We start from the raw sequence: 14795 nt of genomic DNA, 5'->3' as shown, positions 1-14795 counted from the left end.
CGCGCAGGTCAGGTCCGCCCGTCAATGGAATGCTGCATCTTGCTTCACTTCGCGTCAGTCCGCTGCAGGTGCCGTCATCCTGGCCCCGCAGGAGTCCCGGACGATCAGCCGTGGCTGCACCAGCAGTTGGCGCACGGGCACCTCGGCGGGGTCCTCGGCCTCCAGCCGCTCCAGCAGCAGCCGCGCCGCCAGCTCGCCCAACTGCTGCTTGGCCGGGGCGACGGCGGTCAACGGCACCTCGGCCAGCGCGGCGATCTCGTCGTCGTAGGCGATCAGCGCCAGGTCCTCCGGCGTGCGCAGCCCGGCCGCCCGGACCCGGCGCAGCAACTCGATCGCGTCCTGGTCGGAGTGCACCAACGCGGCCCTGGTGCCGCTCGCCAGACAGTCCCGGAGAAAGGCGTCGTAGTGACGGGCCGCCTCCGAAGTGCCGAGCGAGGGCCGGCCGCTGTCCACGACGGGCACCGAGGGGCGCAGCGCCAGCGTCTCGACGGCGGCCGCGTACCCGGCGGCCACCAGCGCGGCCGTCGGGCTGCCGTTGGTGAAGAGCGCGACCCGCTCGTGGCCGAGGCCCGCCAGGTGGCGCACGGCCGCGAACGCGCCCTGCCGATGATCGGAGGCCACGAACTCGCACGCCTCGTAGGCGTTCGCCGGCTGGCGTTCCATGAGGACGAACGGCAGCCCGCCCCCGCGCAGCCGCTCCAGGGTCCCGTGCGGCAGCAGATGGTCGCCGGACGGCGTCACCAGCAGCCCGTGCGCCCCGGCCGCCGCCAGCTCCGCGATCCGCTCCATCTCCCGGGACTCCGCGTAGTCGGTGAGCCCGATCATCACCCGCGCGTTCCGCTCGGCGGCCACCGCGCGGACGCCGGCGACCGCGCGCGGGTAGTAGTAGGTGGCGGAGGGGACCAGCAGCCCGAGCGACAGCCCTCCGGCCGGGCCGCCGGCCGGCCGAGGGCCCGGCCCGGTCGCGCCGTCGCGCGGAGGGCCCGTCTCCGCCGAGCGGGGAGTGGCGAGCAACGCGCCGCCCCGCACCCGGGTGACCCGCCCCTCGACCTCCAGCTCCATCAGGTCCCGCCGGATCGTCGCCCGGGAGACCCGCAGCCGGTCGGCCAGCTCGGTGACCTTGAGCACGCCGGACCTCTCCAACTCCCCGACCAGCAGCTCATGACGCTGGGCGACCAGCATGACGGTCATCGCCCCTCCCGTGACACGAAATGACGCACATCGTAGACGAGCACCCGAGCCGCATCCCCGGGGCGAACAGGCGCGAGCGCGCGCCGCGCGCGCACCCCGGCGGTGACGCGGGTCGGCCGCGTCCGATCGCTCGCCGCGGTGGCCACACGCCCCGCCGGTGCGTCGCCGCGGCGACGCGTCCGGTCCCCTCCGGGCCCTTCGCGCGCGCACACGTCACCGGCGCGCGGCACGCCCACCGGAGTCCGCGCCCCCGTGCGCCCCACCCACCGGCGCGCGTGGCACGCGACGCGCCCGCGGCACGGAACGCCGACCGCCGCCTCCTCCCCGCGCCCCCGGGCGCCCCCGTCCGGCCGGCCGTCCTCCCCCGCGAGGCGTCGGCCGGGCGGGGGCGTTCTCCCGCCGGGTGCCGCCTCAGCGGGTGCCGACCGCCGCCCGGACCGCGCGGCGGGTCAGCGCCCAGTCGTCGTGCAGCCGGCGCAGCAGCAGCCGCTTCTCCTCGCCGGGCGCCGTCCCGCCCGAGCGGTCGGCCGACGCGCTGCCGGGGCGGTCCATCGCCCGGCGGACCGCCAGCTCGCAGCGGCGGATCTCCCGGGCGAGCACCAGCATCAGATTGATCAGGAAGCAGTCCCGCGCCGGCCGTCCCCCCGCCTGCGCCGACTGACTGATCTGCCGCCGCACCAGCGGCGACTCGCCCAGCGCCACCCACAGCGTCGCCAGGTCGTACCCGGGCAGCCGCCACCCGGCCGAGGCCCAGTCGACCAGCACGGGACCGGTGGGGGAGAGCAGCACATGCGGCGGCAGCGCCTCCCCGTGGCCGAACTCGCGCGGCGGCTCGCCCCGCCCGCACGCGTCCCGGAGCAGTGTCCTCAGGTCGCTGAGATCGCGGTCCGTCAGCAGCCCGAACGGCTGGTAACACGCCAGCTGGGCCGCGTGGTTCACCTCGTCGGGGAAGACCCCCTCGGCCGGCCGCCAGGCGTTGACCCGCCGCACGGTCGCGAGCGTGGCCCGCAGGTCCGTCCACGCGGGCGGCAGCGAGGGGTGGCGCTGCGGGGACGCCACGCGTCCCGGCACGAACTCGGTGACCAGCGTGTGGTCGCCGTCGGCGATCAGCCGGGGCACCCGCACCGGGGGCCGGTGGCGCAGAAAGGCGCGGTTGACAGCCAACTCGCGCGCGAACCGCTCCCCGCGCCTCTCGCCCGGATCCAGCACGCACTTGGCGACGGCCGCGCGCCGCCCGGCCATGCCGGCCAGCACCACCGTGCCGTCGGCGTCCCGCAGCACCCGCGCCGGGGTGAAGTCCGGGCAGACCCGCTGCACCGAGGCGAGGGCGACCCGCAGCCGTTCGCCGCCCTCCCCCGCGAGGTCCCACCGGGAGCCGACCGGCACCGGGGGGCCGGGCCGGCGGATCCGGCGCGGTCGTTCCTCGCCGAGCGCGCCGCGCGCGCCGCCCGTGACGCCGACGGGGGGTGGCCGGTGCCGGGTTACCACGGGGGAGGGGGCTGGGTACATACCGGGCTGGGTCCCTTCGGTGGCGGCGGGCGGGTCGGAGGGGCGCCGCGCCGGACCACGCCGGGGCACCCTGGGGAAGTGCCCGCCGCTTCCTGGCCGGAGTGGCGCCAAGGACACACCACCCCCTCCCACGGGTGGCACACCATCTGGCGGGCCCTGGCGAACCCTGGCGAATTGTCATGTCGGTGCCCTCCCGCGGTTACTGTCAACTCAGCCGAGATCCTGGGGGCTTGACGTGAGCAGAGGACCCAACACCAGGCTGGCGGACCTCTTCAGGCTCGCCGGGTGGTCCAAGGGGGAACTCGCGAGGCTGGTGAACCGGCAGGCGGCGGCCCAGGGCTTTCCGCAGCTGGCCACCGACACCTCGCGGGTGCGTCGGTGGATCGACACCGGCGAGACCCCGCGCGACCCCGTGCCGGACGTGCTGGCGACGCTGTTCACCGAGCGACTCGGCCGTGTCGTGACCATCGAGGACCTCGGGTTGCGCAGGCCAGGGAACGGCGGACGACAGCCCTCGCTGCACGGACTTCCGTGGACACCCTGGCGGACGGCCGCGGTCCTCACCGAATTCACGGGAATGGACCTCATGCTGAACCGACGCGGCATGGTGGGCGCGGGAGCCGCGCTCGCCGCCGGCTCCGCACTCAGCGACGCCATGCACGACTGGCTCACCACCCCGGAGGGCGGGCCACGCCCCGGCCTCCCCGACGACGACCCGGGCCTCGACCGCTACGAGGCGGCTCCGGTCGGCTCCGAGGAGATCGAGGCGCTCGAGCGCTCCGTCGAGGTGTTCCGCGCCTGGGACGCGGCGCGCGGCGGCGGGCTGCAACGCAAGGCCGTGGTGGGCCAACTCAACGAGGTGGGCGGGCTGTTGGCCTACCAGCACCCGGAGCACCTGCGCCGACGCCTGTGGGGCGTGGCCGCCAACCTGGCGGTGCTCGCCGGCTGGATGTCCCACGACGTGGGTCTTGAGGCCACCGCGCAGAAGTACTTCGTGATAGCGGCGCACGCCGCCCGCGAGGGCGGTGACCAGCCCCGCGCCGGCGAGGCGCTGTCCCGGGCGGCCCGGCAGATGGTCCACCTGGGGCGGCCGGACGACGCCCTGGACCTGATGCGGCTGGCCAACGCGGGCGTCGGCCGGGAGGCGCTGCCGCGCACCCGGGCGATGCTCCGCACCATCGAGGCGTGGGCCCACGCCTCGATGGGACATGGTCAGGCGATGCGCCGCACGCTGGGCGAGGCGGAGGACCTGTTCGTCTCCGACCGGGGCGACGTGCCGCCGCCGAGCTGGATGCAGCTCTTCGACGAGGCGGACCTGCACGGGATGCAGGCGCTGGCCTACCGCACCCTCGCCGACCACGACCCCTCGGCGGCGGTGCACGCCGAGCGGCACGCGAAGCAGGCGCTCGTCCTGCGCGGCGGCGAGCTGAAACGGGCCAGGATCTTCGACCAGATCTCCCTGGCCTCCGCCTGCTTCATCGGGGACGACCCGGAACAGGCCGACCGCTACGCCCGGTTGGCGCTGGCCTCGGTCTCGGAGAACTCCTCGCACCGCACCTGGGACCGGCTGCGCGAGATGTACCGGCTGACCGGCTACTACGCCGGCTACGCCCGCATCGAGGAGCTGCGGGAGGAGCTGTCGGAGGCGATCCCCCGGCCCGCCCCGACCCCCCGCCTGGTGTAACGCCACGGCGGAAGGGCCGGCCGCCGTTCCCTCGACCGGGGCGGGAACGGCGGCCGGTGGCGGGCCCACGGCGTCCCGTGCCCGAGCGAGGCGTCCGCGAGCGCTCCCGGGCGACGCCGCCGCACGACGGGCCCTGTCGTGCGGGGCGTCCCTCTGACACGCGCCTGCCAGGTGCCCCCGAGGGCCGCCTCAACGCCCCACGCGGGCGACCAGGACGCAGGCGTCGTCGCCCCCGTCGCGCTCCTCGACGATCAGCCGCAGGCACTCGGCCGCGCTGTCGGCGGCGCTCAGCCGGCCGGCCAGGCCGATCAGCCGGTGGTCCCCGGCGTGGCCCGTCACGCCACGCGCCGGGATGTCCGAAAACAGTCCATCAGTATGGAGCACCAGCACGTCCCCGGGCCGCAGCGGATCGGTCCGTTCCGTGTACGCGGTGTCCCCGACCGCGCCCAGCAGGGTGCCCGTCGGGCGCGGCAGCGCCCACCCCGTGCCGTCCCGGCACAGCAGCGGCGCCGGGTGGCCGGCCTGCGCCCACACCAGGCTGCCGTCCCTCGGCTCGTAGCGGCAGCACAGCACGCTGGCGAGCACCGGGTGCGCCCCCCGGTCGAGCAGTTGGTTGAGGTGGCCGAGCAGCGCGGCCGGCGACTGGCCGGCCAGCGCGATGCCCCGGATCGCGCCCAGCGCGGTCGCCGTGCCGGCCACCGCCGCCGGGCCCCGCCCCGCCAGGTCACCGACGCTCAACAGGCTGGCACCGCCCGGTAGTTCGAGCGAATCGCACCACTTTCCCGTCAGCGGGGCGCCGCGCCCCGCCGGCAGGTAGCGGGCGGCCAGCTCCAGGCCGCCGGGCGCCGGCGGCGCCACCCCGCGCGCGACCTCGGCCAGCGCGCGCTCCACCCCGCAGTCGGCCCCGTCCGCCGCGTCCCCCGCGCCCCCGCCGCTGACGCGCGCCGGCGCGCGGCGCTGGCTGGGCACGGGATGCCGCACCACCTCGACGTCCCGGATCAACGCCCACAGCGCGACCGTGCCGCCGTCGTCGTCCAGCACCGGCTCCCCGGCCATCCGCACCGCGCGCAGCGAGCCGTCGGGCCGGGTGATCCGGAACTCGCAGTCCATCGGCCTGCCGTCCACCAGACAGCCGGTGACGGCCGCGGTCAGCGCCGGCTGGTCCTGGGGCGGCAGGAACGACGGCAGCTGGTCCAGCGTGAGCGGCCCCTCGCCTACCGGACGCCCGAAGATCGCGTACAGCTCGTCCGACCAGACGGCGCCGTCCGTCAGCAGGTTCCACTCGGCGCTGCCCACCCGGGGCACCGGCGCCGCGCCCATCGCAGGCCCCGGCGCGGTGCGCAGCTCGTGCAACTGCTCGGCCACGTCGTCGAGCCAGCCGCCGACCAGCTCCCACGCCGCCCGGCGCACCGGTTCCCCGGCCGTGGCGCGCGGGTCGGCGCGGCGTGCGGCGTCGAGATCGTCCCGCAGCCGGCGGGTGCGGACCACCAGCTCGTCGAGGGAAGGGCCCGCTGGGCTCTTCGCCAGCGGCGGCTTGCTCGGTGGCTGGGGGTTCTGGGAGGAGAGCATGGCTGACCTCGAAACGGCGAGTCGGGCCTGACGGCCGGAGCGGTCGGCGCGGACGACTCCAGACTGTTGCACAGCCCTACCCGCTCCGTAAGAGATTCAGCCGCCGCACGGGGCGCGCACGGGGGCACACCGGGTGTAGAACTCCTCGGGACGGCAAGGAGCCGTCTCGGGACATCCCACCGAAATCCCGTTGCCACCGACACCGACGCACCGGATGCTGACTCATATGTTCGCCAGTCCGACCGAAACCGACATAGCGCCCAGCGGGACCCTTCTGGGCCTCCTCCAGCGGGGGCGCGGTGACGGGTGGCTGCACGCCCTGGCCGCCCCCAGGTCAGAGGCGGTGGCCGCGCTGGAGCACTGCGTGCTCCACGACCCCCGCGCCGACTGGCAGCTGGAGCGCCGTTCCCTCTACTACGCGCGGCTCTACCTGGAGCTGGGCGCCGACCTGTGGCCGCTCACCGACCACCTCTTCCACGCCGACGACGCCACCGGCGGCGAGGAGCGCACCGGGCTGGCCCTCTCCGTCCTCGGCCACCTCGCCACCTACGGCCGCGGCCACGCCCTGCGGCTGCTGCGCGGCTATGCCGTGCGCGGCGCCAACTGGCGTTGGGCGCTCGACGAGTTGGCCGTCCGCGACAGCGACGCCGGCCTGCGCGGCCTGGGCCCGCGCATCCTGGAGCGCTTCCCGCGCACCGCCGAGGGCGAGGACGCGCTGGCCGCCGCCGTGCGCGACTCGTTCGAGCCGCGCCCCTGGCGGATCTGGGCCGAGGACCCCGAACGCCCCGCCCAACGGAAACGCCTGACCGCCGCGCTGGAGCGCGGCGACTTCGACCGCTGGCAGCGCCAGCTGCGCCCCTCGGGCCCGCGTCCCGGCTGGAGCGTCGCCTCCGTCCTCGACTGGGCCAGGGACGGCTACGAGCAGACCCCGCCGCAGTGGCGCGAGGCGCCGGCCGCCCGCTGCCTGGCCGCCGTGGCCGGCCCCGAGGACCGGTCCGCGCTGCTGGCCGCCGCCGGCGGCGGCCACCCCGCGCCCCGCGCCGCCGCGCTGCGCCACCTCGCCGACCGGGACGACGCCAGGGCCCTCGACCTCATCGAGGCCGCCACCAACGCCGCCCACCCGCAGCTGCGCAGGGCCGCGCTCACCGCGTTCTCCCGGATGGCGGGGCCCCGGGTGCTGGACCGGGCCAGGGCCTGGGCGGTGCGCGGCGACGAGCTGGGCACCACGGCCGCTGCGCTGCTGGCCCGGCGCGGCACCACCACCGACGCGCCGCGCGTGCTGGCCGCCCTGCGCCGGGCGGTGCGGGCGCCGGGCGCCGACAGCCGCGAGCTGGGCCCGCTCGTGGAGGGCGTCGGCCGGCTCCGCGTGGCCGCCGCCGTTCCCGTGCTGCGCCACCTGTACCGCGAGACGCCCTCGTCCCAACTGCGCTGCCACGCGGCGCGGGCGTTGGCCGTGACCGACCCGTGCTTCGCGAGCGGCCTGGCCGTCGAGTGCCTGTGGGACTGCGAGGAGGAGACCCGGCAGTTGGGCGCGGAGTCCGTGCCGACGGGCGACGCGCGGGCGCTGGCACGGATGCGCAGCCTGGCGAGCGACCCGGCCGAACAGGCGGGGGTGGTCAGCGCGGTGCGCTGCCGCCTGGCTCTCTGACGGGGGAGCGACCACCCACCGGTACGGCGCGCCACGGACGCGTGCCGCGCGGCTCCCGCGCCCCCGGGCCGCCCGCCGGCCCGGGAGGGGCGGGGCTGCCCGCGCGAGCGGCCACCCGCCGTGGTGCGGTCGACGATCCGCCAGGACCGTCCGCCACCGCTGTCGACCACGCCCCGCCGCTTCGCGGCGGCCCGCTGGGGCAGGATGGGGGGATGGACGGGCGCTGGGAGTTCTGGATCGACCGGGGTGGCACCTTCACGGACGTCGTGGGGCGCCGCCCGGACGGGCGGTTGGTCACCGACAAGCTGCTCTCCCACGCCCCGGAGCGCTACCGCGACGCCGCCGTCGCCGGCATCCGCCGGATGCTGGGTCTCGGCGCCGGTGAGCCGGTGCCGGCCGAGCGGGTCGAGATCGTGAAGATGGGCACCACGGTCGCCACCAACGCCCTGCTGGAGCGCCGCGGCGAGCCCACCGTGCTGGTCACCACCGCCGGCTTCCGCGACGCGCTGCGCATCGCCTACCAGAACCGGCCGCACCTCTTCGACCGCCACATCCGGCTGCCCGAAGCGCTCTACGACCGGGTGATCGAGGTTCCGGAACGGCTCGCCGCCGACGGCACCGTGGTGCGGCCCCTGGCCGTGGAGCCCGTCGCCGAGGCGCTGCGCGCCGCCCGCGCCGAGGGCTTCCGCGCCGCGGCCGTGGTGCTGATGCACGGCTACCGCCACCCCGCGCACGAGCGGGCCGTCGGGGCGCTGGCGCGGGAGGCCGGGTTCTGGCAGGTCAGCTGCTCGCACGAGGTCAGCCCCCTGATCAAGCTGGTCTCGCGCGGCGACACCACGGTCGTCGACGCCTATCTCTCGCCGGTGCTGCGCCGCTATGTCGAGCAGGTCGCCGACGAACTGCGCGGCGTGCGGCTGATGTTCATGCAGTCCGGCGGCGGGCTGCGGGAGGCCGGGCACTTCCGGGGGCGGGACGCCGTGCTCTCCGGGCCGGCCGGCGGCGTCGTCGGGATGGCGCGGTCCTGCGCCGAGGCCGGCCACCACCGGGTGATCGGCTTCGACATGGGCGGCACCTCCACCGACGTCTCGCACTACGCGGGCGCCCTGGAACGCGTGCTGGGCACCGAGGTCGCCGGGGTGCGGATGCGGGCGCCGATGATGGACATCCACACGGTCGCCGCCGGCGGCGGCTCCCTGCTGCGGTTCGACGGCGCCCGCTACCGCGTCGGCCCCGACTCCGCCGGCGCCCACCCGGGCCCCGCCTGCTACCGGCGCGGCGGACCGCTGGCCGTCACCGACGCGCAGGTGATGCTCGGCCGCGTCCAGCCCGACCACTTCCCCCGGGTCTTCGGCCCCGAGGGAGACCAGCCGCTGGACGCGGCGGTGGTCGCCGAACGGTTCACCGCGCTGGCCCGCGAGATCGCCGGGGCCACCGGCGACGACCGGGGCCCGGAGGAGGTCGCCGAGGGCTTCCTGGACATCGCGGTCCTCAACATGGCGGGCGCCGTCAAGCGGATCTCCGTGCAGCGCGGCCACGACGTGACCCGTTACGCGCTGGCCAGCTTCGGCGGCGCCGGCGGCCAGCACGCCTGCCGGGTCGCCGACGCGCTGGGCGTGGCGACGGTGGTGGTGCCGCCGCTGGCCGGGGTGCTCTCCGCGTACGGCATCGGCGTCGCCGACGCCACGGCGCTGCGGGAGCGCTCGGTGGAGAGCGAGCTCACGGAGGCCGGGATGGCCGCCGTGACCCGCGCCGCCGAGGAGCTGACCGCCGAGGCCACGGCCGCGCTCCGGGCGGACGGTGTGCCGGCGGACGCCGTCCGCCTCACCGCCCGCCTCCACCTGCGGTACGCGGGAACGGACGCGGCGCTGCCCGTAGCGCTGGCCGAACCGGCGGAGATGGCCGCCGAGTTCGCCGAGCTGCACACCGCGCGCTACGGGTTCACCATGGACAAGCCGCTGGTCGCCGCCGTCGTCGCCGTCGAGGCGGTCGGCACGGCCGGCGGCCACCTCGGCCGGCCCGCGCTCCCGCCCTCCGGCTCCGGCGAGCCGGAGCCGGCCACCACCGTGCCCATGTGGACCGAGGGCGCCTGGCGGCGGGTGCCGCTCCACCGGCGCGCCGCGCTGCGGCCTGGCGAGGCCGTGACGGGCCCGGCCATCGTCGCGGAGGACGACGCCACCACCGTCGTCGAGCCCGGCTGGCGCGCCCGCGTCGGGGACCTGGGCCACCTGCTGCTGGAGCGGGTCGCCCCCAGGCGCCGCGCGGTCGCCGTCGGGACCGAGGTCGACCCGGTGCGCCTGGAGGTGTTCAACAACCTCTTCATGTCGATCGCCGAACAGATGGGCGTGGCGCTGGAGAACACCGCCCACTCCGTCAACATCAAGGAGCGCCTCGACTTCTCCTGCGCCCTCTTCGACGCGGAGGGCAACCTCGTCGCCAACGCCCCGCACATCCCCGTCCACCTCGGCTCGATGGGCGAGGCCGTCAAGGAGGTGCTGCGCCGCCGCGCCGGCGGGCTGCGCCCCGGCGACGTGATCGCCGTCAACGACCCGTTCCACGGTGGCACCCACCTGCCGGACGTCACGGTGGTCACCCCCGTCTTCGACGGCGACCGGCTGCTGTTCCTGGTCGCCTCCCGGGGCCACCACGCCGAGATCGGCGGCATCACCCCCGGCTCGATGCCCGCGTTCAGCCGCACCGTCGACGAGGAGGGCGTGCTCTTCGACAACTGGCTCCTGGTCAGCGGCGGCCGGCTGCGTGAGGCGGAGACCCGCGCGCTGCTGACCTCCGCCCCCCACCCCTCGCGCGGCGTGGACGCCAACCTGGCCGACCTGCGCGCCCAGATCGCCGCCAACGAGCGGGGCATCGCCGAACTCCGCGCGGTCATCGACCAGTTCGGGCTCGACGTCGTGCACGCGTACATGGGGCACGTGCGGGACAACGCGGAGGAGGCGGTGCGCCGCATCATCGCCACGCTGCGGGACGGCCGCTTCCGCTACGAGACCGACGCCGGCGCGCACATCGAGGTCGCCGTCACCGTGGACCGCGCCGCGCGCCGCGCGGTGATCGACTTCGCCGGCACCTCCCCGCAGCAGCCGGGGAACACCAACGCCCCGCGCTCGGTCGTGCTGGCCGCCGTGCTGTACGTCTTCCGCACCCTGGTCGCCGACGACATCCCGCTCAACAGCGGCTGTCTGGCCCCCGTCGAGGTCCGCGTCCCGCCCGGCTCGATGCTCGACCCGCGCCACCCGGCGGCGACCGTCGCCGGCAACGTGGAGACCTCCCAGGCCGTGACCGGCGCCCTCTACGCGGCGCTCGGCGTCCAGGCGGAGGGCTCGGGCACGATGAACAACGTCACCTTCGGCAACGAACGGGCCCAGTACTACGAGACGGTGGCCAGCGGCTCGGGGGCGGGCGACGGATTCCCCGGCGCCGACGCGGTGCAGACCCACATGACCAACTCCCGGCTGACCGACCCCGAGGTGCTGGAGTGGCGCTACCCGGTGCGGGTGGAGGAGTTCCGGGTCCGGGCCGGCAGCGGCGGCGCCGGGCGCTGGCGGGGCGGCGACGGCGTGGTCCGCCGGCTGGCGTTCCTGGAGCCCATGACGGTGGCGCTGCTGACCGGCCACCGCCGCGTCCCGCCGTACGGCATGGCGGGCGGCGCGCCAGGCGCCCTCGGCCGCAACGCGGTCGAGCGCGCCGACGGCACCGTCGACGACCTCGCCGGCAGCGACAGCGTCGACGTCGGCCCGGGGGACGTGCTGCGCGTCGAGACGCCGGGCGGCGGCGGATACGGCGCGCCCTGACGGCGCGCGCTCACCGCCCGGCGGCGTGCGGCGCGAACAGGTCCAGCAGCCGCACCCGCGCCGCCTGCACCCGGTGCGCCAGGATCTCCGCGATCACCCGCAGCAGCGCGTAGCCGAACGCCGGGTCGCTCTCGCACCGCGCCTGCACCTCGGCGCCCTGGAACTCGTACGCCCGCACCGGGCTGAGCGCCTCCGCGCCGAAGTCCCACTGGAACGGCGGAAAGAGCCAGGACCAGCCCAGCAGGTCGCCCGACTCCAGCGAGGAGACTGCCGTCGGCCGGGGGCCGCCCAGCCGCAGGTCCAGCGTGACCGTCCCCGAACGGACGATCCAGAACCGGTCGGCGGTGCCGCGTTCCTCGAAGATCCGCCGCCCCTGCTCGAAGGAGACCTCGCTCGCCAGCTCCATCAGGGCGTCCCTGTGCGCCGGCGGAAGCACCCGCAGCAGGCGCCGTGGAGCGGTCATCGCCGCCTCCTTCCCCGCCCGGACCCGGCCGGGCGGCGCCGTCCACTCGCCGCCCCCGCCGTTCGGGGGCGGTCCCTCCATTGCACTCCCGTCCTGGCGCGCCCGCATCCCCGTATCGGACCGGTGAAGTCGCCGGTCCCGGCGGTGTCCGCGACAGTGGGGGAGAGGGCTGCGTCCCGCGGACCCGAGGGAGGAACGTGTGCGCGATCCCCACACCCGGTGACCTGGGCGGTGCGCCCGGCAGACCGGTGGTGTTGCTCGAAGTGGGCGAGGACGGGACGGTCCTCGCCACGACGCCCGGGTCGGAGTGGCTGACCGGCGTGCCCACCGGGCGGCTGCCCGGAACCCCGCTGACCGAGCTGGTCACCGACCCCGACGCCCGCGAGGCGCTGCGCGCCGGCACGGTCGGCAGCTGGCCCGTGCGCGTGCCGAGGGGCGACGGGCCGCCCGTCGAGGCGCGGCTTGACGTCTTCCCACCGCTGCTCGGCGAACGGGAACACCGCCTCGTCGCCTTCACCGACGCCGCCACGGCACGGCAGCGGGAGGAGGACCGGGCGCTGGTGCGGGCCCTGTTCGCCCAGCGGCAGGTCGGGCTCACCATCCACGACGGCGAGCTGGCCATCACCCGGATGAACGCCGACCCCAACGAGTGGAGCACCAAGGACCCGGCCCTCGGCCTCCGCCACGAGCTGCCCGTCACCCTCGACGAGGTCATGGACGCCGAGGACGCCGCCGCCGTCTCGGAACGGCTCGCCGTCGTCGCCCGCACCGGCGAGCCGCTGGTCAACTGGGAGCACGTCTACCGCCGCCGGGACTCCCCCGAGCGGGAGCGCAAGGTGTCGATCACCTCGCTGCGCCTGGACGACCCGCGCGGCGGGCTGCTCGGCGTGGTCAGCGTCTACACCGACGTCACCGAGGAACGCCGCACCCAGCTGCGGCTGGACCTGCTGCACCGCGCCGCGCAGCGCATCGGCCCCTCGCTCGACGTCACCCACAACGCCGAGGAACTGGCCCGGGTGCTGGTGCCCGACTTCGCCGACCTGGCCGCCGTCGACCTCGGCGAACGCGTCTTCGGCGGCGAGGAGCCGGGCGCACGCGCGCTCAGCACCGGCCAGGTGCGCCGGGTCGCGACCGCCGGCGCACACGGCGCGTGGCCCGAGGAGGTCCATCCGCTGGGCGCCGTCTTCCACATCGAGGCGCCACCGGGCGCCGCCCCCGACGACGGCCGCCGCGTCATCCGCGACGGGGACGCCGCCGCGCTGCGCGCGGTCCACGCCGGGGACCGCTCGCCCGGCGGCCAGGACACCGACCGGCTGCTGCTGCCCAGGCCGCCCGGCTCGCTGATGGTGGTGCCGCTGCGCGCCAGGGGACAGGTGCTGGGCGCGCTGGCGCTGTGGCGCTCGCCCGACCGTACCGCGTTCGACGACGCCGACGCCGACCTGGCGGAGGAGGTCGGCTCCCGCGCCGCCCTCAGCCTCGACAACGCCCGCCGCTACACGCGCGAGCACCACACCCTGGAGACGCTCCAGCGCAGCCTGCTGCCCCCCGCCGACTTCGAGGTCAGCGCCGCCAGCACCGCCGGCCACTACGTGCCGGCCGAGACCACCGCCGGCATCGGCGGCAGCTGGTACGACGTGATCCCGCTCTCCTCGGCCCGGGTCGCCTTCGTCATCGGCGACGTCGCCGGGCACGGGCTCAACGCCACCGCCACCATGGGCCGGTTGCGCACGGCGGTGCAGACACTCGCCGACATGGACCTGGCGCCCGACGAGTTGATGACGCGCCTGGACGACCTGGCCGTCCGGCTGGCCGAGTTCGCCTCCGACGAGCAGGACGGCGAGGGCGGCGCGATCGGCGCGACCTGCCTGTACTGCGTCTACGACCCGGTCAGCGGCGAGTGCGTGATGGCCAGCGCGGGCCGCACACCGCCCGTGGTGGCGCAGCCGGGGGAGGCGGCCGAGGCGCTGCCGTTCAAGCCGGGCCCCTCGCTCGGCGTGGGCGGCACCCCGTTCGACACGTTCTCGCTGCGGGTCGGCCCCGGCAGCCTGCTGGCCTTCTTCAGCGAGGAGTTGGTGGCCGACCGCGCCCGGCTCGCGGCGGGCGACCCGACACGGGGCGACGGCGCGCCGGCCGCCGACCGGATGTCCGAGCTGAGCGGCCAGTTGACCGACGCGTCCCGCGCCGACCGCTCACCGGCACAGACCGGCCGCGCCGTGCTCGACCGGCTGCTGCCCGGCCGCGCGCCGACCAACGACGTCGCCCTGCTCGTCGCCAGGGTCCGCCCGCTGCCCCCCGACTCCACGGCCGACTGGCAGCTCCCGGCCGAACCGTCCGTCGTCGGCCGCGCCCGCGACCTGGTCCTCGGCAAGCTGAGCGAGTGGGACCTGACGGAGAACGCCTTTCCCACCGAGTTGATCATCAGCGAGCTGATCACCAACGCCATCCGCTACGCCGGCGGTCCGGTCGGCGTCCGGCTGATCCGTGACGAGGCACTGATCTGCGAGGTCTCCGACCCCAGCGAGACCCAACCCCACCTGCGCCGCGCCCGCCCCACGGACGAGGGCGGCCGCGGCCTCTTCCTCGTCGCCCAACTCGCCCACCGCTGGGGCAGCCGCTACACCGCCACCGGCAAGACCATCTGGACCGAACAACCTTTGGCCTGACCCCCCTTCGCCCCGACGCGGCGCCCAGGGGCGCGGGGAACCGCGCGAGCAACTCCCCACCGGCCCGAGGCCGAGGACCCACCGCCGGCCCCGGCTCGGCTGTCGGCCCCGCACACCGCCGACCGCCGACCGCCGACCGCCGACCGCACGAGAATCGTGCCCCCACACGGCCGTTGGCCCGCACCCAGGAACCGCGCGGACACGCCCGGGACAAGCCGCACATCCGTGCCGAATCGAGCGTTGTCGGTGGCACCGCCTAGGGTGT

At 76.2% G+C, this 14795-nt stretch carries 8 protein-coding genes; 4 read left to right on the top strand and 4 right to left on the bottom strand.

The genetic code is table 11. The features are described 5' to 3' along the window. Positions 1–54 precede the first annotated feature (54 nt). Both CRP51_RS19360 and CRP51_RS19355 read right to left on the bottom strand, forming a co-directional pair. Complete coding sequence (locus tag CRP51_RS19360) at positions 55–1191, bottom strand: substrate-binding domain-containing protein (protein WP_245880679.1); 1137 nt, start codon at positions 1189–1191, stop codon at positions 55–57. Between the two features lie 411 nt (positions 1192–1602). Next, on the bottom strand, positions 1603–2700 hold the full coding sequence (locus CRP51_RS19355; protein ID WP_097232533.1) for an aminoglycoside phosphotransferase family protein: 1098 nt from the start codon (positions 2698–2700) through the stop codon (positions 1603–1605). A gap of 235 nt (positions 2701–2935) precedes the next feature. Here CRP51_RS19355 and CRP51_RS19350 point away from each other — a divergent pair, with 235 nt between their 5' ends. Then, complete coding sequence (locus CRP51_RS19350) at positions 2936–4384, top strand: DNA-binding protein NsdB (RefSeq protein WP_097232532.1); 1449 nt, start codon at positions 2936–2938, stop codon at positions 4382–4384. A 189-nt stretch (positions 4385–4573) separates the two neighbouring features. Here CRP51_RS19350 and CRP51_RS19345 read toward each other — a convergent pair whose 3' ends face one another. After that, on the bottom strand, positions 4574–5953 hold the full coding sequence (locus tag CRP51_RS19345) for a PP2C family protein-serine/threonine phosphatase (RefSeq protein WP_097232531.1): 1380 nt from the start codon (positions 5951–5953) through the stop codon (positions 4574–4576). Positions 5954–6179: 226 nt separating this feature from the next. Here CRP51_RS19345 and CRP51_RS19340 point away from each other — a divergent pair, with 226 nt between their 5' ends. Next, entirely contained in the window at positions 6180–7601 is a 1422-nt protein-coding gene (locus CRP51_RS19340; RefSeq protein ID WP_097232530.1) for a HEAT repeat domain-containing protein, read from the top strand. Positions 7602–7813: 212 nt separating this feature from the next. Continuing rightward, a complete protein-coding gene (locus tag CRP51_RS19335; RefSeq protein WP_097232529.1) occupies positions 7814–11404 on the top strand; it encodes a hydantoinase B/oxoprolinase family protein in 3591 nt (1196 codons plus the stop codon). 10 nt (positions 11405–11414) lie between these two features. On the opposite strand, the gene CRP51_RS19330 is transcribed toward CRP51_RS19335, so the two are convergent. After that, positions 11415–11867 (bottom strand): Crp/Fnr family transcriptional regulator, encoded by a 453-nt coding sequence (locus CRP51_RS19330; RefSeq protein ID WP_097232528.1) that lies wholly within the window; start codon positions 11865–11867, stop codon positions 11415–11417. Between the two features lie 197 nt (positions 11868–12064). On the opposite strand from CRP51_RS19330, the gene CRP51_RS19325 reads away from it, so the two are divergent. Further along, complete coding sequence (locus CRP51_RS19325) at positions 12065–14530, top strand: ATP-binding SpoIIE family protein phosphatase (protein WP_170970607.1); 2466 nt, start codon at positions 12065–12067, stop codon at positions 14528–14530. The last annotated feature ends 265 nt before the right edge of the window (positions 14531–14795 follow it).

The sequence above is a fragment of the Streptomyces zhaozhouensis genome (assembly GCF_900230195.1).
Taxonomy (GTDB): Bacteria; Actinomycetota; Actinomycetes; order Streptomycetales; family Streptomycetaceae; genus Streptomyces; species Streptomyces zhaozhouensis.
Note: the sequence above shows the minus strand (reverse complement) of the source record. Positions and strands in the feature narration are given on the sequence as shown.

Coding starts and splice junctions, on each gene's coding strand:
- CRP51_RS19360 (WP_245880679.1), bottom strand. CDS start 1,191: ATGACCGTCATGCTGGTCGCCCAGCGTCATGAGCTGCTGGTCGGGGAG.
- CRP51_RS19340 (WP_097232530.1), top strand. CDS start 6,180: ATGTTCGCCAGTCCGACCGAAACCGACATAGCGCCCAGCGGGACCCTT.
- CRP51_RS19335 (WP_097232529.1), top strand. CDS start 7,814: ATGGACGGGCGCTGGGAGTTCTGGATCGACCGGGGTGGCACCTTCACG.
- CRP51_RS19355 (WP_097232533.1), bottom strand. CDS start 2,700: ATGTACCCAGCCCCCTCCCCCGTGGTAACCCGGCACCGGCCACCCCCC.
- CRP51_RS19330 (WP_097232528.1), bottom strand. CDS start 11,867: ATGACCGCTCCACGGCGCCTGCTGCGGGTGCTTCCGCCGGCGCACAGG.
- CRP51_RS19345 (WP_097232531.1), bottom strand. CDS start 5,953: ATGCTCTCCTCCCAGAACCCCCAGCCACCGAGCAAGCCGCCGCTGGCG.